Source organism: Mycobacterium florentinum (genome assembly GCF_010730355.1).
GTDB lineage: Bacteria > Actinomycetota > Actinomycetes > Mycobacteriales > Mycobacteriaceae > Mycobacterium > Mycobacterium florentinum.
This window is the reverse complement of record NZ_AP022576.1, coordinates 4,966,213-4,987,907: the sequence shown is the minus strand read 5'-3', so window position 1 is coordinate 4,987,907 and position 21,695 is coordinate 4,966,213. Positions and strand designations below refer to the sequence as shown.

At 66.5% G+C, this 21,695-nt stretch carries 18 protein-coding genes and 1 riboswitch; of the genes, 9 read left to right on the top strand and 9 right to left on the bottom strand.

The annotated features are described in order from the left end of the window. Positions 1-143 precede the first annotated feature (143 nt). The 8 genes from G6N55_RS23735 to G6N55_RS23700 form a co-directional block, all read right to left on the bottom strand. Positions 144-866, bottom strand: coding sequence for an alpha/beta fold hydrolase (locus G6N55_RS23735; RefSeq protein ID WP_085221115.1), 723 nt, complete (start codon positions 864-866; stop codon positions 144-146). A 20-nt stretch (positions 867-886) separates the two neighbouring features. Beyond that, entirely contained in the window at positions 887-2,371 is a 1,485-nt protein-coding gene (locus tag G6N55_RS23730; protein ID WP_085221116.1) for an aldehyde dehydrogenase family protein, read from the bottom strand. 144 nt (positions 2,372-2,515) lie between these two features. Then, positions 2,516-3,736, bottom strand: a complete 1,221-nt coding sequence (locus tag G6N55_RS23725; RefSeq protein WP_085221117.1) for a cytochrome P450 — start codon at positions 3,734-3,736, stop codon at positions 2,516-2,518. 10 nt (positions 3,737-3,746) lie between these two features. Further along, the gene (locus tag G6N55_RS23720) at positions 3,747-4,739 is read right to left on the bottom strand and encodes an SDR family NAD(P)-dependent oxidoreductase (protein ID WP_085221118.1); all 993 of its coding nucleotides are present in this window, start codon (positions 4,737-4,739) and stop codon (positions 3,747-3,749) included. Continuing rightward, positions 4,732-5,874, bottom strand: coding sequence for a spirocyclase AveC family protein (locus G6N55_RS23715; protein WP_085221119.1), 1,143 nt, complete (start codon positions 5,872-5,874; stop codon positions 4,732-4,734). The genes G6N55_RS23720 and G6N55_RS23715 overlap by 8 nt, the downstream gene beginning before the upstream one ends. Positions 5,875-5,878: 4 nt before the next feature. Next, on the bottom strand, positions 5,879-6,997 hold the full coding sequence (locus G6N55_RS23710; protein ID WP_085221120.1) for an ABC transporter substrate-binding protein: 1,119 nt from the start codon (positions 6,995-6,997) through the stop codon (positions 5,879-5,881). Between the two features lie 94 nt (positions 6,998-7,091). Then, on the bottom strand, positions 7,092-7,940 hold the full coding sequence (locus G6N55_RS23705; RefSeq protein ID WP_085221121.1) for a CbbQ/NirQ/NorQ/GpvN family protein: 849 nt from the start codon (positions 7,938-7,940) through the stop codon (positions 7,092-7,094). Between the two features lie 132 nt (positions 7,941-8,072). Continuing rightward, positions 8,073-9,767 (bottom strand): nitric oxide reductase activation protein NorD, encoded by a 1,695-nt coding sequence (locus tag G6N55_RS23700; protein WP_085221122.1) that lies wholly within the window; start codon positions 9,765-9,767, stop codon positions 8,073-8,075. 91 nt (positions 9,768-9,858) lie between these two features. Here G6N55_RS23700 and G6N55_RS23695 point away from each other — a divergent pair, with 91 nt between their 5' ends. The 8 genes from G6N55_RS23695 (at position 9,859) to metE (ending at position 19,521) form a co-directional block, all read left to right on the top strand. Continuing rightward, positions 9,859-10,833: an SDR family NAD(P)-dependent oxidoreductase gene (locus G6N55_RS23695; protein ID WP_085221123.1), complete on the top strand. Its 975-nt coding sequence runs from the start codon at positions 9,859-9,861 to the stop codon at positions 10,831-10,833. Positions 10,834-10,909: 76 nt separating this feature from the next. Continuing rightward, on the top strand, positions 10,910-12,064 hold the full coding sequence (locus G6N55_RS23690) for an acyl-CoA dehydrogenase family protein (RefSeq protein ID WP_085221124.1): 1,155 nt from the start codon (positions 10,910-10,912) through the stop codon (positions 12,062-12,064). After that, positions 12,061-13,149, top strand: coding sequence for an acyl-CoA dehydrogenase family protein (locus G6N55_RS23685; protein WP_085221125.1), 1,089 nt, complete (start codon positions 12,061-12,063; stop codon positions 13,147-13,149). The genes G6N55_RS23690 and G6N55_RS23685 overlap by 4 nt, the downstream gene beginning before the upstream one ends. Beyond that, positions 13,149-13,796 (top strand): nitroreductase family protein, encoded by a 648-nt coding sequence (locus tag G6N55_RS23680; RefSeq protein ID WP_085221126.1) that lies wholly within the window; start codon positions 13,149-13,151, stop codon positions 13,794-13,796. The genes G6N55_RS23685 and G6N55_RS23680 overlap by 1 nt, the downstream gene beginning before the upstream one ends. Positions 13,797-13,950: 154 nt before the next feature. Next, complete coding sequence (locus G6N55_RS23675; protein ID WP_085221127.1) at positions 13,951-15,261, top strand: TetR/AcrR family transcriptional regulator; 1,311 nt, start codon at positions 13,951-13,953, stop codon at positions 15,259-15,261. A 101-nt stretch (positions 15,262-15,362) separates the two neighbouring features. Then, the gene (locus tag G6N55_RS23670) at positions 15,363-16,205 is read left to right on the top strand and encodes an SDR family oxidoreductase (protein WP_085221128.1); all 843 of its coding nucleotides are present in this window, start codon (positions 15,363-15,365) and stop codon (positions 16,203-16,205) included. A 19-nt stretch (positions 16,206-16,224) separates the two neighbouring features. After that, positions 16,225-16,866 (top strand): SDR family oxidoreductase, encoded by a 642-nt coding sequence (locus tag G6N55_RS23665; protein WP_085221129.1) that lies wholly within the window; start codon positions 16,225-16,227, stop codon positions 16,864-16,866. A 32-nt stretch (positions 16,867-16,898) separates the two neighbouring features. After that, a riboswitch (cobalamin riboswitch) is annotated at positions 16,899-17,112 on the top strand. A gap of 138 nt (positions 17,113-17,250) precedes the next feature. Beyond that, a complete protein-coding gene (metE, locus tag G6N55_RS23660; protein ID WP_085221130.1) occupies positions 17,251-19,521 on the top strand; it encodes a 5-methyltetrahydropteroyltriglutamate--homocysteine S-methyltransferase in 2,271 nt (756 codons plus the stop codon). 54 nt (positions 19,522-19,575) lie between these two features. Here metE and G6N55_RS23655 read toward each other — a convergent pair whose 3' ends face one another. Continuing rightward, entirely contained in the window at positions 19,576-21,348 is a 1,773-nt protein-coding gene (locus tag G6N55_RS23655; RefSeq protein WP_085221131.1) for a DUF3556 domain-containing protein, read from the bottom strand. 121 nt (positions 21,349-21,469) lie between these two features. Between G6N55_RS23655 and G6N55_RS23650 the strand changes: the two genes are divergently transcribed. Beyond that, positions 21,470-21,691, top strand: coding sequence for a hypothetical protein (locus tag G6N55_RS23650; protein WP_085221270.1), 222 nt, complete (start codon positions 21,470-21,472; stop codon positions 21,689-21,691). Positions 21,692-21,695 lie beyond the last annotated feature (4 nt).

Below are 21,695 nucleotides of genomic sequence, written 5' to 3'. Positions count from 1 at the left end.
CAGAGCCGGCAGCGGGCCCGGCGCCACACGGGCCACACCGGTATCGCCCGGGGGCCACTACTCGGTCCGCAGTTGCGATATCGCGGGCGATAGCGCTGTGCGGCATTCAAACCCTCGAGCAGACTCGCGGTCGTCGGCTCGCATCAGACGCCGGCGGCCACCAGCATCAGCTTTTCGGCGACCCAACCGGGTGCGGTGATCATCATGTCGTGGCCGGTCTTGAGATCCCACAAGCGGCCGTCGGCCTTGCGCCGCAGGCCATCTACATCACGCCACCGCATGTACTTCGTGGTGCAAAGGTGCGATTGCGGGATCCGGGCGATAGCGGCTTCGTCGGTCAGTCGCAGTGGCTGCTCGAAACACCGCCACGGGTGCGGCGTCAGCCGCGCCTTCATCCACTCGAGCTGGTCAGGGTCCCGAACGCCGTAGTACGGAAGGATCTCATCCGTTGGGTACAAACACATTTCGACGCCGTCGACGATGCGGCCATTGGCGCGCGCCGCCGCCGCCATCTCCGGAGCGATGTCGACGAGCGCCTGCCCGTTGACGGGGTTCGCGGCGTCCAGGTAGACGAGGTGGCCCACCCGATCGGGCGCGCGGTCGGCGGCGCCGGTGATCACCATGCCCCCATAGCTGTGGCCGACCAGGATGACGTTGCTCAGGTTCTCGAAATGCAACAGGTTGACGATGTCGGTGATGTGGCAGTCCAGATCGACGTCGTGCCGGAACAGGTGGGCGCGCTCACCCAGCCCCGTCAGGGACGGGGCATGGACCTCGTGCCCTGCCGAGCGCAGCAGCGCCGCGACGGGCTGATAGCACCAGCCACCATGGCCGCCACCGTGTACCAGGACAAAGGTGGCGGCCACGATGCTGTCCGACTGGGGAGTTAGACCGCGGGATACGCCACGGACTTGATCTCGGTGTACTGGTCGAATCCGGCGATGCCGTTCTGGCGACCGATGCCGCTTTCCTTGTACCCACCGAACGGCGAGTCGGCAGCGTAGCCGGCACCGCCGTTGACGCCCATGAAGCCGGCCTTGATCCGGCGGGTCACCGACAGCGCACGCTCGAGGGAACCCGCAAATACGTTGCCGGCCAGGCCGTACACGCTGTCGTTGGCGATCCGGATCGCATCTTCCTCGTCGTCGAACGGAATGACCGAGAGCACCGGGCCGAAGATCTCCTCCTGTGCGATGGTCATCTTGTTGTCGACATTCGTGAAAAGCGTTGGCCGGACGTAATATCCCTTGTCGAAGCCGGTCTCCGCACCGGGGCCGCCGACCAGCGCGGTGGCACCCTCGTCCACGCCCTTCTGGATGTATCCCGTTACCCGCTCGTACTGCCGCTGCGAGATCACCGGGCCGCACAACGTCGCGGGGTCCTGCGGGTCACCGCACGTGACGTTCTCGTAGATGTTCTTGAGGATCTCGACGCCCTCGTCGTAGCGGGACCGCGGCAGCAGCAGCCGGGTCGGGTTGGCGCAGCCCTGACCGGCGTGCATGCACGGCGCAATGCCGACCATGCAGGCCGTGCCGAAGTCGGCATCCTCCAGCACAATGGTGGCCGACTTGCCGCCGAGTTCCAGGAACAGCCGCTTCATGGTGGCCGCGCCCTTTTCCATGATCCGCTTTCCGACCACCGTCGAGCCGGTGAACGAGATCAGGTCGACCTTCGGCGAGAGCGTCAGTTCCTCACCCACGAAGTGATCCGATGCGGTGACGACGTTGACGACACCCGCTGGGATGTCGGTCTTTTCGGCGATGAGCCGGCCGAGCCGGTTCGCGTTGAACGGGGTGTTGGGTGCCGGCTTGAGCACCACGGTGTTGCCGCTGCCCAGCGCTTGGCCGAGCTTGTTGATGGTGACCTCGAACGGGAAGTTCCACGGCACGATCGCGCCGACCACGCCGACCGGCTCCCGCCACACCTTGATGGTGGTGTTCGCGCCGGTGAGGCTGATAACCCGGTCCCCGAGGTCGGTCTCCCAGGCGTACGAGTCAATCAGCCGGGCAGGGTACTTGAGCCCGTCTGCCAGTGGCGCATCCAGCTGGGGCCCGAAGGTGATGGCGCGGGGCGCGCCGACCTCGAGGATGAGCTCCTCGCGCAGCTCGTCGATCTCGGACTCGATCGCCTCATGCAGCTGCAGCAGGCAGCGCTTGCGCAGCTCCCTGTTGGTCGACCAGTCGGTGTCGTCGAACGCCCGCCGGGCGGCGTCGATGGCCCGGTGCATGTCTTCCTTCGACGCGTCCGAAACCTCGCCGAGCGACTCCTCGGTCGCGGGGTTGATGTTGGTGAAGGAACCGGCCTGGCCGTCGACGAGCTTGCCGTCGATCATCATTTTCGGCTCGAACCGGACCTTTACAGTGTCAGCCATTTCTGTTCAGCTCTCTTTGCACTCGATCTGTTGTGACTCGTCCCTGCGGAGAGCCTTACTGGAAACTAGCCGATTGGCAACCAGCAGCCTGCGGGCAGGCCCCTGAAGTGCGATTACCGCACGCTCGAAGCCGCCGTGGCCGCGCTACTTCTGCGCATCGAACAGCACCGGCACCGAGGTCGGCGACCGGAACACCTGGCCGCGGATGTGCGGGTCGTCCGCGTCGGGGTCCAGCCGCAGATTCGGCAGCCGATCCAACAAAAGGTTGATCGCGGTCCGCATCTCGAGGCGCGCCAGGTGCATGCCGAGGCAGACGTGCACGCCGTATCCCCAGCCCAGGTTCGCCTTGGCCTGTCGGTGAATGTTGAACGTGTTCGGGTCGTCGTAGCGATCCTCCTGCCGGTTCGCCGAACCGAGCATCGGCATCACCGTCGCCCCGGCCGGGATCGCCACGCCGCCGAGCTCGGTGTCGCGCGTCGCCACCCGGGTGATGGTCAGCAGCGGCGATTCCCAACGCACACCCTCCTCGATCGCCTGCGGCAGCAGCGACCGGTCGGCGCGGATCGCCTCCAACTGCGCCGGATCCGACAGCAGCGCCAACAGCAGACTGCCCAACGACCGGTAGGTCGTCTCGACGCCGGCGGGCAGCAGCAGCCGAAGGAACGAGAAGATCTCCTCGTCCGCGAGCTTCTCCCCGTCGATCTCGGCCGCGGCGAGCGCGCTGATCAGATCGTCCTTCGGCTCGGCCCGCCGGGCCTCGAGGATCGGGGCGAAGTACTCGCACAGGGCGGCCGACGCCGCCAGCCCGCGCTCCGGGTTCATCAGCCAGCTCAGCAGCGAAATCGACCACCGCTGGAATTGCGGGTAGTCCTCTTCCGGCAAGCCCAACAGTCCGGCGATGATCTGGCTCGGGTAGTCGAAGGTGAATTCCTTCACCAGATCCGCCTTGCCATTGGCCGCGAACTTGTCGATCAGGCTGTTCGCGACGCGGCCGACCAGCTCGTCCTGCCAGCGCGCCAATGACTTCTGCGAGAACGCCTTTGACACCAGCGACCGCAGCCGCCCGTGGACGGGCTCGTCCATGCCCAGCATCACGCCCTCCCCCAGCACGGGGCCGAACGCGGCGATCACCGCCGCGGACGAAAACGTCTCGTTGTCGCGCAGCATCTGCTGGATATCCTCGTGGCGGTACACGATGAACATCGGCAGCGATTCCTCGTGCGGCAGCGCTCCCGATGTCTCGAGTCGCTGCACCGGTTCCTCGTGACGCAACCGCGCCAGTTCGGTGTACGGGTCGCGCACATCACCGGAGATCGCGTCGTCGAAGGCGCCGAAGTCCTCCAGGTCGTCGAATAGCTGTTCCATGTCTAACCCCTTATTCCCCTTCAGTTCCCCTGCGGCGCTTGGCCGCTAGCGATGCAAGACGCGTCAATACCGGCTGTGGAAGAATTTTGGCGGCGAAAACCATCGCCTTTTGACCAGTCGTCAGCGGCCATGCGCCGTCGCGCATCGAGCCCTGTTTGGGTATGCCCAGGATGATCCGCGACATGTGATGCATCCCGATGGCCGGAAGAATTCTGCTGGACACCAACAACATCGACGCATCCGGCCCGACCCCGCGGCGGCGAAACGAGCCGGTGTCGTCCAGCGCCTTGACCAATCCACCGGCGAACCGCTCGGGCGGGCGAGCGAATTTCATCGCGAACCGGCCGCGGCTGTTCATGGTGTTGTGCAACCGGGCATAGGGGCCGCCGAAGTTGCGATCATCGGTGGTGCCCGCGTCGGTGATGATCTCGGTGTCGTAGGTCCCGGCCACCAACACGGTGACACCGAGGCCGAACGGCGCGATCTCTACCGCCATCGACTCACCCCAGCGCTCCAACGCACCCTTGGCCGCGGAGTACGGCGCCGTGGCCGGCTGGCCGCGCACCCCGGCCGCGCTCGACACCAAGACAATGCGGCCCGCACCGGCCGCCCGCATCGACGGCAGCAGCGCCTGGGTGAGCGCAACCGGGCCCAAGACGCTGGTGGCGAATAAGTTCTGCCACAACGCCATATCCGTCTCTTCCACCATTCCGGCGGCGGAGATCCCGGCGTTGTGCACCAGCGCGTACGGTGCTCCGACGGCTTCCTCGATCGCCTTGGCGGCCGCGGCGATCGACCCGGAATCCAACAGGTCGAGCTGCACACCGATCAGCCGGTCATCGTCCTCGCCGGCGCCGGTCGCCGCGCGCAGCAACGGCATTGCCTTCTCGGGGGTGCGCATGGCCGCGACCACGCGCCACCCCTCGCGGTACAGGCGAACCGCCGACGCGAAGCCGAGGCCACGGGACGCGCCGGTGACGACGACGCTGCGCGGCTCAGCCATTCTGGCCCGGGGTTGCGCAGGCGCCTACACCCGGCGGCGGCGGATCGACGTGCGGCCGCCCGTTCGGCTCGCCGCTGGCCCAGGTGGACCAGATACCCACCGAGTAGGGGCCCTTCGCGCCGGCCTTCTCGTAATAGCCTTGCGGGTCATACACTTTCGCCTCCGGGTAAGGCCACGGGCACGCGACGGAGGTCGCCGCATGACTGGCCTTGATGGCCCAGAACCAGGCGCCGTAGGCGAAGTACGACACGTTCATGATGGCGAACATCACCAGGAAGGTGCCCAGCACCGGACGGCTTGGGAAGACCTTGGTTTTCGCAGTGAGCTTCTCGGCCACCGACTTTCCGGTGTCGTCTCGGTAGCACAGGATGGCCGCCGGGATCATCACGAAGGTCACCGAGAACGACTCCCAGATCAGCGGGAACTGGAAGGTGGTGCCGGTGAACACCGAACCCCATGGAATCACCTGCGAATAGATGTACATACCCGCGTGCACCAGCTGAATCTCCAGCCACGCGTCGAAGATGAAACCGATCACGCACGTCAGCAGGCCCAGGCTCCACAACGGGTGTCGCGACACGAACGACTGCGGCCCGTATTTGGCCTGCAGCTTGCGCAGGATCCAGATCGCCGGGAAGTACGGCCCGAAATAGAAAGTGACATAACCGAATACAACGAAGGGCTCGACGGTCGGCGACAGCGACACCAGCGGCCACGACTCCGGCCAGTGGATGAGGTCGGGGTTGTACACCGCGAACGGGGACCAGTTCATGATCGGGTCCTGCCACACGATCAGCGTGGTGCACAGGAACATCAGCATGACCGGGCTGCCGGGATTGCGGCGCCAGCCCCTGATGAACACCACCAACAGCACCAACAGCATGATCACGGTCGAGATGTGCAGGAACGTGATGTAGTCCAGCCCGAAGATGAACTTCACCGGGCGGGGCCGGCCTTGCACGTTCGGGTTCGCGACGCGCGGGTCAAGGGCGACACGACAGTTCGCGATGAAGAAGAGCGCGAACGCCGCCAGGGCCGCGCCGGCTATCCAGCCGCCCCAGCCGCGTTTCTTGCCGCCACCCGGCGGGGTGGGTTTGTCTTCCGTAGTTAGCGGTGCGGACTGTTCGGTAGACATCGATTCAGCCTTCCTCTCCGAAGCGATCGACCAAGTGCGAGTTGATGCCGTCGGCATCGAGAGTTCGTGCCACCAGATAGCCCGCCCCCATCCAGGCCCGGCGGGTCCATTTCCCGAACGACACCCGCGTCCCGGGTGCGCCCGACGCGGCGGGCATCATCTTGACGCGCTCCAGCGCCTCCTTGACGCCGCGTGGGCTGAGCGGATGAGCGTCGGTGAAGGCCCGCACCAGTGTCGCGGCGACGTCGCGGTTAACCACCGTCACGCAGAACTCGGGCCGACTGCCGTCGTACTTCTTCGCGTAGGCGTCGAGGAAGTCCTGGCCGATCTGGTTCGCCTCGTCGTACTGGTCGACACCGGTCCAGCCCATGAATGCGTTCCACATGATCGGGTTGACCCAGGCGTTCTGCCACGCGGTGGTGGTGAACCGGGGTGGGTTCCAGCCGAGGGCCTCGAGTGCGGGGTTGATGAAGACGATTCCGAATCCGAATCCCAGGTGCACGATCGCCTCGGCCTTTGCCTCGTGCAGCGTCTGCACCGCGGCGTTGATGTCCTGGGCCGTCTGGGCGATGGCAACTTCTGCCACGATGCGAATGCCCTTGCGCCGGCACGCACTTCGCAGGTTCTTCAGGTAGCTCTCGCCAATCAGGCTTTGCTCGACCAGGACACCGACCTCGGCAAGCCCTTGTTTGGCGATCAGGTCGGCCAGGAAGATCGGCTCGTCGGTCATGGACCCCTGCGGGAATGCGAAGGTCCACTCGCCCAGCCAGTCGTCGGTGCCGGTGACGCTGATGGCCGGGACCTTGAACCGCTCCTCGATCGCTTCGCGGGTCGGCACGCAGTTGTCGGTGATGTGCGGCCCGAAGACCACCAGGCAGCCCTCGTCGACCAATTCGCCGTACGCATCGATCACCGCCTTCACCGAGCCCTTGGGCAGTCCCTCCACCTCGCGGTAGATCATCTGCACGGGCCGGTCCATCAGGCCTTGGGCGACCGCCTCCTCGAAGATCAGGTCGAAAGTCCGGGTGAAGGACGCGAACAGATCCTCGGGAAAGCCCGGCGGCAGCGTGAAGTCCATCAAGTAGCCGACCTTGATCGGCTCAGCGCTGCTTTCGTAGGACATCTGACCTCCCGGGTGACCCGTTCACTCGCAACGATCCACGGCTGACCTAATATTTGTTCAGACCGTAGCGGGGGCGGTGTGCAGCGTCAATCATCTATCCGCCGCCGCCCAGGTAGACGTCGACCATTTCGCCCAGCGCCCGGCCGACGGCAACATCATCGGTGAGTGGACCGGCGATCGCGGCCCGCGCCGCCTCCGGCATGCTCAGGCCCTCGGTGAGCAGCCTGCCCGCCGCGATCAGGACGCGGGTCGACGCGACCTCGCGCAGGCCCCCGGTTTCCAGCCGGCGGATGGCCTGGCCGAAACGAACCAGCTCGGCCGCGGTGGCGGCATCCACACCCGCTTCGTGTGCGACGATCCCCTCTTCGACATCGGCTGCGGGGAAACCGAATTCGATCGCGACCATGCGCTGGCGGGTTGAATCCTTGAGGTCCTTGAGCACGCTTTGATAGCCGGGGTTGTAGGACACCACCAGGCCGAAGCCGGGGGCCGCGTCCAGGGTGATGCCGAGGCGCTCGATCGGCAGCTGTCGCCGGTGGTCGGCGAGCGGGTGCAGCACCACGGTGGTGTCCTGCCGGGCCTCCACGACCTCGTCCAGGTAGCAGATCGCGCCCTCACGCACCGCGCGGGTCAGCGGGCCGTCCACCCATACCGTCTCGTCGCCGCGCAGCAAATAACGCCCGACCAGGTCGGCCGTGGTGAGGTCGTCGTGACAGGACACGGTGATCAGCGGCCGGCCCAGGTCGTGGGCCATCGCCTCGACGAAGCGGGTCTTGCCGCAACCCGTCGGCCCCTTCAACACGAGCGCCAGGCCCTGGCGATACGCGGCCTTGAAGATCGCCTCTTCGCTACCGACCGCCCGGTAATAGGGCCGCCCCCCAGCGTCGGCTTCCGGGTCGGGATTCGCACCGTTGCGGCAAGCGATCCCGGACTCGTTGGTCATAGCGTCCCTTCCGTGTGATTGGAGCCTAACCGGAACAGATGTTTGTTTCAAGTGCGTTGACGAGCGGTTTTGGTGTCGAGATGTGTACATGAACGGAATTCGGGGACATGGCATCAGCGTGAGAGCGGGTGTTCAGGCGCTCACCCTCCGGCGGACCTCCGCCGAGCGCAACGCCGACCGGAACAGCGGTCCGATCACCCCGGCGAGCTGATCCGGGCGCGCGATCGTCGCATGTGCGGTGCTGCCGAACACCCGGCGCAGCGACGCCACGTCGGTGCCGGCGCCGATGGTCAGGCACACGCAGCCGGTCCCCCGCCGGCGGGCCTCGGTCAGCGCGCGGCGCGCATCCGCGGCGCCGTAGGCCCGCTCGTATCCGTGGTCGTAGGCAAGGCCGTCGGACAGCACCACCAGCAGCCGCCGGGACGTACCGCCGTGCACCTCCAGCACGGCCGAGCCGTGCCGGATGGCCGCGCCGAGCCGGGAGTACGCACCGGGTTCCAGGCTGTTCAGCCGCCGGATGATGTGGGCGTCGAGATGGTCGTTGAACCGCTTGACGGGCACCATGGTTACCGCCGTGCGCCCCTGCGAGTAATAGGCGTAGAGCGAGACCCGGTCACCGAGATCGTGCAACGCGACGGTCAGGCTGGCCACCGCCGTGCGCTGTTGCTCGTGCACCGTGCGCCCGACCGTTCCGGGCTCGGCCGCCGACCCCGACACGTCGAGCAGCAGCAACACCGACAGGTCGCGCCGGCGTCGCAGGCTGTCCAGGTACACCGACTCATCGGGCACCGATCCGGCCCGCACCTCGACGCGAGCCTCGACGGCGGCGTCGATGTCGATGTCGTCCCCCTGCGACTGGCGGTGCCGACGGTGCAGTCCCATGCCGAGCCGGGAGAGCGACCGTCGCACCCCGATGGCGTCCTCGATCGCCTGCGTCGCCGAGGCCTTGGTCGTCGGCTCGACCTCCCGCACCGTGCACCAGGCGGGCCGGTAGCGCTTGCGGGAGGCGTCCCATTCCGGATACCGCACGCCGTCCGCCGCGGCTTCGGAGTCGTTGATGTCCTCGCTCGCGGTCGAGGCCAGCGAGGATACGGCGTGCGCACCGCGTTTCGCGGAGTTGGTGCGATGCGTCGGGGCGTCCGCGCCGGGCGGTCCGCCGCCGCTGCCGGTCTTGCGGGCGGACGACAGCATCTTCTTCAGCCACTTGCCGATGAAGCCGCCCCCACCGACCGGGCTGGTGAACAGGTCGGGATCGTCGGAGTCGTCGACCTCCCCGTCGTCGAGTTCCTCCAGCTCCTGCGGGCCGCGGTTGCGCGGGACATGCGCGGCGCCCGCCCGTTCGTCTTGTTCGGTGACGCGCGCGCACGCGGCCAGCACCTTGGCCGCGCGGATCACGCCGAACGCCGGCGCCGGGTCGTCGAGCGGCGCCCGCCCGGCAGCCGTCTCCAACGACGCGGCGGGCGAGTCACTGCGACACGCAATGTCGCGGTTGCCCAGCGACGCCAAAACCGTTGGCAGCAAAGGAGCATTGGCAACCAATGCCCGGTGCCCCTCGAGCGCGAGGTAGCGCTTGGCCAGCCGCGGGTGACGAACCAAGGACCGCAGGACGTCGGGGTCCAGGCTGCCGGCCGCGATCATCGAGGCCTGGACGGCCACGGCTTCCAGTTTCGCGCGCGCGGATGCGGCGGCATCGACGTGAATGGTCTGGCCGTCGGTCCAGGCAGGTTCGCCCGGCGACAGGCCCGCGACCGCAACGGCCCGGCCCGCCAGCGCGGACGCGAGCATGCCCAGGGCCTGCCACCGCTGTGCACCAGCGTCGTCCCCCACGCCACCTCCGGATTGTTGACCAAATATCTGTTCCACCGTAAAGTCCGGCCTCACGGCAGTCAATCAGCCGTCGGTTAGTCAGGAGCGCATCATGATTGACTTAACCGGTCAGGTGGCCGTGGTCACCGGCGCCGGTCGGGGGCTCGGCCGGCTGTACGCGCTCGACCTGGCCCGCCGCGGCGCCGCCGTGGTGGTCAACGATCTCGGCGGTTCGATGCGCGGCGACGGTGCCGACGCGAAGGTCGCCGACGAGGTGGTCGACGAGATCACCAAGGCCGGCGGCCGGGCGATCGCGTCCCACGACTCGGTGGACAGCCCGGCGGGTGGCCAAGCCATTATCGATGCGGCCGTGGGTGCGTTCGGGCGCGTGGACGCGGTCGTCAGCAATGCGGGGATCTTCGGCAGCGTGGCATTCGAGGACCTCTCGGTCGACGACTGGACCCGAATGCTGCGCGTGCATCTCGACGGCGCGTTCTATCTGTCCCAGCCCGCCTATCGCGAAATGAAACGCAACGGCGGCGGCAGATTCGTGTTCATCTCATCCTCGGCCGGCATCTTCGGCCAGCCGATGGAGGCTCACTACGCCGCCGCGAAGGCCGGTCTGGTGGGATTGACGAACGTGATCGCGATCGAGGGCGAAGCGCACGGAATCCTCGCGAATTCCGTTATGCCGACCGGCTTCTCGCGGATGGTCACCGAGACCGTGGGTGACGAGAAGTTTCTCGCCGAGTCCGGCTTCATGCAGGCGATTCGTCCCGAACTGGTGGTGCCGCTGGTGACCTTCCTCGCCAGCCGCGCCTGCACGTTCACCCACCGCAACTACTCGGCCGCCGCCGGACGCTATGCACGGGTGTTCGTCGGGCTGAGCGAGGGCTGGCTGGCGGACACCGACAGCGAACCCACCGCCGAAGACATCGAGGCGCACCTCGAGCAGATGTCGGCCACCGAGCGGTTTCTCGTTCCCGGCTCGATCGTCGACGAGGTGTTGGAAGTCTGTGAGCGACGCGGCGTCAGCGCGATGCCGGGCAACGCAGAGGTCGCATTCCCTGAGCCACAGTCGCGATAGACGTTGTTGACCAAAAAAATGCTCCACCGTAAAGTCCGGCTAAGTCGCAGTTAGCCACGACCAGAGTCAAGGAAAAGTGGACTTCTCCTACCCGGCGGAATTGGAACAGTTCCGCGTCGAACTGCGCGACTGGCTGTCCGCGAACCTGACCGAAGAGCTGGTGGCCGCACGCCGGCCCTCGGGCCGCGACGATGCGTCATTCGAGATGCTGCGCGGGTGGAGCCGCACCATGTCCGACGCGGGATGGGCCGCGGTCTCCTGGCCGCGCGAATACGGCGGCCGCGGAGCGACGGTGCTCGAGCAGCTGGTCTACACCGAGGAGACCACCCGCGCGCGGGCTCCGATGCCGCTCAACGTCATTGGGATGAACAACATCGCCCCCGCAATCATGCAGTACGGCACCGAAGACCAGAAGAAGACGCTGCTGCGCCGCATGATGCGCGCCGACGACATCTGGTGCCAGGGAATGTCGGAGCCCGAGGCCGGATCCGATCTCGCCTCGCTGCGCACCCGCGCCGTCCGGGACGGCGACGACTTCGTCGTCAACGGCCAGAAGATCTGGACCTCGCTCGGGCACCGGGCGCACTGGTGCCAGCTGTATGTGCGCACCGATCCCGACGCCCCGAAGCACAAGGGAATCTCGTGCCTGATCGTCGACATGAAGCTGCCCGGGATCGAGGTCCGTCCGCTCGTCACGCTCAACGGCGACACCGATTTCGCCGAGGTGTTCTTTCACGACGTGCGGGTGCCCGCCGACGCGTTGCTCGGACCGCTCAACGGCGGTTGGCAAGTAGCCACCACCACGCTCAGCCACGAACGGGCCGGGGCCGCACGGCTCTACGCCGAAATGCGGGTGCGGCTGGAAGAGCTGGTGGACGACATCGCCGCGCAGACCGACGCACTCGACGATCCGGTGACGCTGCGGCGCCTCGGCGAAATCGCGGTCCGCATCAAGTATCTCGAGGTGCTGTGTCAGCGGTCGATCTCGGCGACCCTGCACGGCGGGTCGGAAATCACCGCATTCGGATCGGCCAGCCTCGCCAAGACCGTGTGGGGTGAGATCGGACAGGACATGGCCGCGTTGGCCTTCGACGTGCTGGGTACCCGCGGCGACGACGCCGCGTGGGCGAACTACCGGCTCACCTCACGCTCGCTGACCATCGCGGGCGGAACCACGCAGATCAACAAGAACATCACCGCGCAACGCGTACTCGGATTGCCACGCAAATGAACCTCGAACTCAGCGACGAACAGGTCGCGCTGCGCGACACCACCCGGCGCTTTCTTGCTGACAAGGCACCGATTTCGGGTCACGTGCGCGAACTGCTCGACAATCCGACCGGCATGGATGATGCGGTCTGGCGTGGCCTGGCCGACCTCGGTACCACTGGGCTGTTGGTGCCGGAGGAACACGGCGGCGCGGGGATGACGATGGTCGAGGCCGGCGTCGTGGCCGAAGAGCTCGGCGCCGCCCTGCATCCGGGGCCGTGGCTGTCCACCGCGGTGGCCGCCCCGCGCGCCCTGACGCGGCTCTGCGACAATGACAGTGCTGCAACGATTTTGGCCGGCATCGCGGACGGGACGACGGTCGCCACCGTCAGCTTCCTGGACTTCCAGAATGTCGCTGCCGAAGACGGCAACGTCCTGCGGGGTGAGCTCGGCGACGTGTCCGATGCGGCGGCGGCCGACGTGCTGCTGGTGCTTGCCGAAGACCCGGACGGCACGGCGCTTTTCGCGGTGAACACCGACTCTTCCGGTATCACCGTGGCGCCCGAGCGCGGTATCGATCAGACCCGCAAACAGTTTCGCGTCCGGCTCGACGGCGTGCCCGCGCAGCGGCTGGCCACGGCGGCATCCGCCGACGTTGCGGCGGTGATCGACGACCTGCTGATCGCCACCGCCGCCGACGCGCTCGGCGCCGCGCGGGCCGTCATGGACCTCGCCGTCGAATACGCAAAAGTCAGAAAGCAATTCGGTCAGGTCATCGGATCGTTTCAGGCGATCCAGCATCTGTGCGTCGATATGTACGAGACCGTCGAACTGGCCCGCAGCGGCGTGATCCACGCGCTCTGGGCCGCCGACGCCGACCTTGGATCCGACGAAAAGCATCTCGCCGCGCTGCGAGCCAAGGCGTTCGCCGGGCGACTGGCCACCGTGGGCGACACGGCCATCCAGGTGCTCGGCGGGATCGGCTACACCTGGGAGCACGACGCGCATCTCTACCTCAAGCGCCTGCTGAGCTGGAGCTCACTTCTCGGCGGACCCGACCGGTATCTCGCCGAAGTCGGTGCGCGCCTTACCCGGAGAGGGCGCTGATGGATATCGAATACCTGCTGACCGCCACCCGTTCCGCGCGTAAGACGCTCGACCTGGACGCGCAGGTGGACCTCGAGGACATTCGCGAATGCCTGCGCGTCGGCCTGCAGGCCGCCAACGGCTCGAACTCGCAGGCCTGGCGCTGGCTGGTGGTCGCGGATCCGAAGAAGCGGGAAACGATCGCCGAGTTGTACCGCGACGCATACCTGAAGCGGGTCGGCGGTCAGCTGCTCGCCGACCTGCTGCCGAGCGGCACGCCGGAGAGCCGGCTCATGTCGTCGACGGAGTGGCTGGTCGAGAACATGGCGAAGGTACCGCTGCTGGTAATCCCAAGCTATGAGCCCTACTTGCCGCGCATCGACGGCGACGAATCGTTTCACCTGGCAACCCTGTACGGGTCGATCTTCCCCGCGGTGTGGAACTTTCAGCTGGCCTTGCACACCCGGGGCTACGGCACCTGCGTGACGACGCTGCATCTGCACCACGAAGACGAGGTGCGCGAGCTGCTGGGGATCCCGCCGTCGTTCGTCCAGGGCGCCCTGCTGCCGGTGGGCCGATTGCGGGCCGGGCACACCTTCTCCCCCGCCCCGCGGCGTCCGCTCGATGAGGTGGTCGCGGTGGACAGTTGGGACGGTCCCGGGCTCTAGGGCTTTAGAATGGGCTGTCAGCGCTGTTAGCAGCGCATTTGAGCCGGTTTCCGGTTGGGCAATCTGATAGCCTTTAACAAAGATTTGGTTCGGCAGGAGGACGAATGCGTAGCGTGGCCCGGTCGCAGTCCTCTCGAAACGCGCACCGTTAGCCATGGCCAAAGCCGAAACCTTGGCTAAGGGCAAGCGGGCGACGGCGGATCGTCTGGATCAGGCCGGCAACGACGACTCCGGGACGCGCCGCACCGAGATCCTGCAGACCGCCGCGTCTTTGATCGCATCCTCGGGATTGCGAACGTCGTTGCAGGAGATCGCCGACGCGGCCGGGATTCTGCCGGGAAGCCTGTATCACCACTTCGAATCCAAAGAAGCGATCCTGATCGAGCTGATCCGCCGCTATCAGGACGACCTGCACCGCATCGGGGAAAACGCCAAGGCGCGCTTGGACGAGGCCGATTCGCGACCGGCCGCCGCGAAGATCATCGAGCTGGGGGCGGCGGTCGCCAACTGTGCCGTGCACCATCGGGCCGCGCTGCAGATGTCCTTCTACGAGGGACCGAGCGCGGACCCGGAATTGATGAACCTGACCCGGCAACAGTCCGTCGCGGTGCAAGAGGCGATGGTGCAGACGCTGCGCGCCGGCAGGTGGACCGGCTACATCAAGCCCGACATCGATCTCCCCACGCTGGCCGACCGCATCTGTCAGACCATGCTGCAGGTCGGGCTCGACGTGATGCGCCACAACTCGGCACCCGACCAGGTGGCGGAACTGCTGTGCCGAATCATCTTGCAAGGCTTGGCGGCCCGGCCCCCCACCGATGCGGCGCTGGATCGGTCCAACGCCTTTGCAGCCGCCAGCGCGGTCATCGAATCGTGGGCCGACGACAGCGACGCCGATCCCAGTGACAAGGCCGCCCATGTCCGTGCGGTGGCACGAACCGAATTCGGCCGCAAAGGGTACGAAGCCACCACGATCCGCGATATCGCGTCGGCGGCGGGTCTTGGCACCGGCACCGTCTATCGGGTGATCGGCTCCAAGGACGAACTTCTCGACTCGATCATGGTGTCGTTCGGGCAGAAGGTTGAGGCCGGCTGGGTCAGCGTGCTGCGCTCGGATGCCACACCCATCGAGAAGCTGGACGCGCTGAGCTGGATCAACGTCAATGCACTGGACCGGTTCTCCGACGAATTCCGGATTCAGCTGGCGTGGATGCGGCAATCGCCGCCGACCGCCAATCCGGGCTGGTCGTATCCTACCCGATTGCGGCAGATGAAATCCCTGCTCTCCGAAGGCATTCGCTCCGGCGAGATCCGCATCGACGCTCCGTCCACCGCCATGCTGGCGCGCTGCGTCATCGGTCTGCAGTGGATACCGGAGAACATTCTGCGCGAAATCGGCAAGCGACCGGCGCTGGTGCACACCCGTGACACCGTCTTGCGCGGCGCGGCCGTGCGCGGCAAGTAGAACGCCCCCTTTAATCCGGACCCGGTATTGAACCAAATAACTGTTACCCATACAGTTGAGCAGTTAGAACCGCGTTGGCATTATCCGAGAAGGGGATTTCCATGACCATTGTCGATCGGTTGCGCTACGACGGCAAGCGCGCTCTCGTTGTCGGTGGCGCGACTGGCATGGGCGCCGCGGCGGCCAAGTCGGCGGCCGAGCTCGGTGCCGAAGTCATCGTGATGGACTACGCGCCGGTGACCTATGACGTAGCCAAGTACATCCAGGTCGACCTGCGCGACCCCGCCTCGATCGACGCGGCGCTCGAGCAGCTGGACGGCCCCGTCCACGCCCTGTTCTCGGCGGCCGGTGTTGCCGACGGCGCGACCGACCTGCTGAAGATCAACTTCATCGGGCACCGCCACCTGATCGACCGGCTGCTGGAAAAGAACCAGCTTCCATCCGGTTCGGCCATCTGCTTCATCTCGTCGGTCGCCGGGATGGGCTGGGAGAACGACCTGGAACTGCTGACCGAGTTCTTGGCCACACCGGACTACGCGGCCGCCGTGGCCTGGTCGGAGGCGCACGAAGCCGAAGGCATCATCCACTACGGCACCAGCAAGAAGATCGTCAACGCCTACGTGGCCACCCAGGGTCTTCCCCTGCTGAAGAAGGGCATTCGCATCAACGCGATTTGCCCGGGCCCGACCGACACCCCGCTGGCCCAGGCCAATGCCGACCTGTGGCTCACCTTCGCCCAGGACTACCGCGAAGAGACCGGCTCCAAGGTCCACACGCCGGAGCAGATGGGCGATGTGATGGCCTTCCTGAACAGCGCCGCGGCCTTCGGCGTCAACGGGATCACGGTGCTGGTGGACTACGGCCACACGATGGCCTCGCTGACCAACGCTTACCCGCCGGGCAAGCCGATCATCGACATCATCATGGGCCGCGTCAAACTCTGACGGCGCTACCGTCGGAGGCATGGCACGCATCATCGTCTTCGGCGGGCACGGCAAGGTCGCACTGCAGCTGGCCCGCATCCTGACCGAACGCGGTGACGGGGTGAGCTCCGTCTTCCGCAATCCCGAGCACTCCGGCGACGTCGCTGCCACCGGCGCCGATCCGGTCGTCGCCGATATCGAGCAGTTGGACACCGCCGCGCTGGCCGATCTGCTGCCCGGGCACGACGCGGTCGTCTTCTCGGCCGGCGCGGGCGGCGGCAACCCGGCGCGCACCTATGCCGTCGACCGTGACGCGGCGATCCGGGTGATCGACGCCGCCGCGCACGCGGGCGTCAAGCGGTTCGTGATGGTGTCCTACTTCGGTGCTGGACCCAATCATGGCGTCCCACAGGATGATCCGTTCTTCGCCTACGCAGAGGCCAAGGCCGCCGCGGACGCCCACCTGCGGGCCAGTGAGCTCGACTGGACGGTGCTGGGGCCCGGCCGGCTCACGCTGGAACCGGCGACCGGGCGCATCGTCGTCGGCCAGGGCAAGGGCTCGGTGTCGCGCGCCGATGTCGCGCTCGTCGTGGCCGCCGCGCTGGCCGACGATTCGACCATCCGGCGGACCATCGAATTCAACAACGGAGACATCCCGATCGCGCAGGCGCTGGCAGGCTGACTAAACTGCATCTCGCAGCTGGTCTGCTTGCGCCGCAACCCCGCGGCGCCGGCATCGAACGAAGCAGCGTTAGTAACGCTTCGCAAGAGGGAACCCGGTGAGAATCCGGGACTGTCCCGCAACGGTATGCAGGAACGAACGCCGTCATATGGCACTGGTCAGTACGACTGGGAAGCGACGGCCACTAGGAGCACCACCCGGTGCGCGCCTGCGAGTCCGGAGACCTGCCGGCTGTGCCGGGCGCACCCGCGTCCGGCGGCTCATCGCCTCGTGGAATGGGCGTTAGGCTGCAGCCGTTGTGGTTGGTACTCAGGTGCAAACCGCATCCGGATTGGCTGCAGGTCCGTTGGCGGTGACCACCACGCCGATTAAAGGACGAATATCGTGACCCCCCAAGTATTCACAGCAACCGTTGTCGGCTCTCCGCGCATCGGACCGAAACGCGAACTCAAGCGGGCGACCGAGGGCTACTGGAAAGGCCGTACCAGCCGATCCGAACTCGAAAACATCGCCGCCACCCTGCGCCGCGACACCTGGAAGGGCCTGGCCGACGCCGGCCTGGACTCGGTGCCGGTGAACACCTTCTCCTACTACGACCAGGTGCTCGACACCGCGGTCATGCTCGGCGCGCTGCCGGCCCGGGCCGCGCAGGTTACCGACGACCTGGACCGCTATTTCGCCGCGGCGCGTGGCAACAAGGACGTCGCGCCGCTGGAGATGACCAAGTGGTTCGACACCAATTACCACTACATCGTTCCTGAGATCGAGCCGGCGACGAAGTTCACGCTCAACCCGGACAAGGTGCTCTCCGAGCTGAAAGAGGCTCTCGAGCAAGGGATTCCGGCGCGCCCGGTTGTCGTCGGCCCGATCACCTTCCTGTTGCTGAGCAAGGCCGTCAACGGTGGCGGCGCCCCGATCGAGCGGTTGCAGGAGCTGGTGGGAATCTACTCCGAGCTGCTGAGCCTGCTGGCCGACAACGGCGCGCAGTGGGTACAGATCGACGAGCCGGCGCTGGTCACCGACATCTCCCCCGACGCCCCCGCACTGGCCGAGGCGGTCTACAACGCGCTGGGCAAGGTGAGCAACCGGCCCGCCATCTACGTCGCCACCTACTTCGGTGACCCCGGCGACTCGCTGGGGGCGCTGGCCCGCACACCCGTCGAGGCGATCGGCGTCGACCTGGTTTACGGTGCCGGCACCGCGATCGCCGCGGTGCCCGGGCTGGCCGACAAGACCCTGGTGGCCGGTGTCGTCGATGGTCGCAATATCTGGCGTACCGATCTCGAGGCGGCGCTGGCCAAGCTGACGAGCCTGCTGGATTCGGCTGGCAGCGTTGCGGTTTCGACGTCCTGCTCGACCCTGCACGTGCCGTACTCGCTGGAGCCGGAGACCGGCCTGGACGACGCGCTGCGCAGCTGGCTGGCGTTCGGTGCCGAAAAGGTGCACGAAGTCGTCGTTTTGGCACGCGCCCTGCACGAGGGCCGCGAGGCCGTCGCCGACGAGATCGAGGCATCCAACGGCGCGGTCGCGTCCCGCACGAGTGACCCGCGGCTGCACAACGACGGACTCCGGACCCGACTCGATTCGATCGTGGCGTCCGGCGTGCATCGCGGCGACGCCGCACAACGGCGGACCAGCCAGGAGGCGCGGCTGCACCTGCCGCCGTTGCCGACCACCACGATCGGGTCGTTCCCGCAGACCGTCGAGATCCGCAAGGCGCGCGCCGCGCTGGTCGCCGGTGAGATCGACGAGGCCGAATACGACCGGCGGATGAAGCAAGAGATCTCCGACGTCATCAAGCTGCAGGAACAACTCGGCCTCGACGTGCTGGTGCACGGTGAGCCGGAGCGCAACGACATGGTGCAGTACTTCGCCGAGCAACTGGACGGGTTCTTCGCCACCAGGAACGGCTGGGTGCAGTCCTACGGCAGTCGCTGCGTGCGTCCGCCGGTCCTCTACGGCGACGTGATCCGCCGGCAGCCGATGACGGTGGAGTGGGCCAAATACGCGCAGTCCCTGACCGACAAGCCGGTCAAGGGCATGCTGACCGGCCCGGTGACGATCCTGGCGTGGTCGTTCGTCCGCGACGACCAGCCGCTGGCCGACACCGCCAACCAGGTGGCGCTGGCGATTCGCGACGAGACGGTGGATCTGCAAGCCGCCGGCATCGCCGTCATCCAGGTCGACGAGCCGGCGCTGCGCGAGCTGCTGCCGCTGCGTCGGGCCGACCAGGACGACTACCTGCGTTGGGCGGTCGGGTCTTTCCGGCTGGCCACCTCCGGCGTCGCCGACTCGACGCAGATCCACACCCACCTGTGCTACTCGGAGTTCGGTGAGGTGATCGGCGCGATCGCCGACCTGGACGCCGACGTCACGTCCATCGAGGCGGCACGCTCGCACATGGAGGTGCTGGACGACCTGAACTCGGTCGGCTTCGCCAACAGCGTGGGCCCGGGCGTCTACGACATCCACTCGCCGCGGGTGCCGAGCACGGGCGAGATGGCCGAGTCGCTGCGGGCCGCGCTGCGGGCCGTTCCGGCCGAGCGACTGTGGGTCAACCCCGACTGCGGGCTCAAGACCCGCAACACCGACGAGGTGAACGCGTCGCTGCGCAACATGGTCGCCGCCGCTCAGGAAGTCCGCGCGGGGGTCTGATTTGCGCCGAACCTAACGCCACTGCGACTTTCACAGCGAAATTTCGCAGTGGCGTTAGGTTGGCGAACCTTCGTCCGTTTCTTCCTCGACCAAACCCTCGTCCTCAGCATCCGACAGCACCTGGACCGGCACCTCGTCGTCCCACGGCTGCCGGGTGACCATATCCGCGACTCTGACGATGCCGCGCTCGAATTCACCCGTCGCGGCGTCCACCAGCCGGTAGGACTGGGTCTGCTTATGGATCGGCTGGGCGTCGAGCAGCACGACGCGCACCTCACCGGGCTGGAAGCCGCAGCGCTGCTGCATCGCGGCGATCAGCTGCTCGTTGTGCATGTGGCCGTCGCCGAAATTCCATCCGACGGCGGTGCTGCAGATCCGCTCACCGTCGGTGATGACGTAGTCGTCTTCGTTGCCATCGGCCATCGCGCGATGCGCCAGCGTGAACAACGCCCGGCCGTGAGTGTTCATGGCGCGGAACGCATATCCGAGATACATCGGGATCTGCGCGCGCTCCTTGCCGTACACCTTCTCCAGCTGGGCCGCGGGCATGCTGGCGATCGAGACGATGTTGTGGTTGATCTTCTTGTCCGCCGAAGCCTTGATGCACCACAGCGTGGTGTCCCAGTTGCCGGCGTAATAGCGCATGCCGGGCAGGAACGAGATCTTGCGCGGAAACAGGTTGCCCAAGATCACAATTGAGGCGATGAATGCGATGAAAAGCCCAACCGGGACAGGGTCTTTCAGATCGGTCAGGCCGGTGTGGGCATGGCCGACGAACAGCGCGAACACGCCGAAGATCATGAACACGTTCCACTCCAGCGGCACTCCCATCGGGATGGCCGACAGGATGCCGAAGTGGAAGATCACCATGATGGCCGCGGGCACCGCGGTCCACCAGCCGCCGTGCGAGACGAATAGCGCGATGGGCACACACATTTCGACGAAGGTGCTGAAGTGGGCGAAGACCCGCGACAACCGTCCGGGCCGCAGATCGTCGGGGAACTTCTCGAAGAAGGCCCGCTTGATGAACCGCGGCCGAAACACCGGGTTGTTGGACATCATCGTCGACATCACGAACGGAAAGTGCTTGTTCAGCTTGGAAGTCGCGGCGCCCATCCAGATCACCAGGAACACGAGCTTGGCGGCGATGATCATGTCGACACCGCCGAACAGGAACGTCACCGTCAGCGTCGCGTAGACCTCACCGCGGGCGGCCAGAAAGATCACCTTGTCGCGCAATCCCAGCACGCCGAGCAGCACCAGGATCAGCACGATCCGCCACGGGCGAATCAGCCCGACCTGGGTGCCCAGCTCCGGCACCGGGCCGGTGCCGTCGGCGAACAGGGTCAGGAAGATCACCAGCAACAGCAGCCCGTACAGCGCGTTGTCCACCAGCGTGCGGGCCGTCCCCTTGGTCCCCGGGACGCGTTTGGGCCACGGGGGCAGCCGGATGGTGTCGGGCCGCAGCCAGTACAGGATCGAGCCCAGCGGCGGGTTGAACCGGTTGTTCAGCGGCCCGAAGCCGCAGCCCAGCCCGATCACCTCGAAGAGCATCGTGTACAGCACGACCTTCTCGAACACGATCGGCTCGGAGTACCACGACACCACGTTGGTGAACGCCAGCCCGCGCGTGGTCGGCACCGCCAACAGCCAAGCGAACAGGATGTAAAGCAGAATCTTGCCGACGTAGAACAGGTGCAGAACGACCGGCGTTCCAAAGCCCACTTCGGCCCAATGCCGGGCCATCGGCCGGATCTTTTCGCTGCGGGACAGCTTGCTCCACTCGTCGATGTCGACCTGCGGCAGTTCGGGTTGGAGAAATCCCATGGTTCCACACCCTAGGACCCGTTCTAGCGAAGCGCGTTGCGGATCGCGGATGACATCCTTTGCCCGCAGGTTCGTTGCCGGTTAGCGTGAGGTCTTGGCACCTGCTTAGGAGATGGCCATCATGAGCGGACTTCGGGTCCTGATATCGGCCACGGCGTTGGCGAGTTCAACGGCCATCGCATTCGGCGCCGGGACGGCGTACGGCCAGGCGCCCGCCCCGGGTGATTCGTGCACGGTGCTGCACGCCACCACCCAAGACGCCAACGGCCGGACGATGTGGTGCAACCCGACCATGACCGGCAACCACAGCCTGGTCTGGCAGTACGGCGGACCGTCGGACTAGGCGG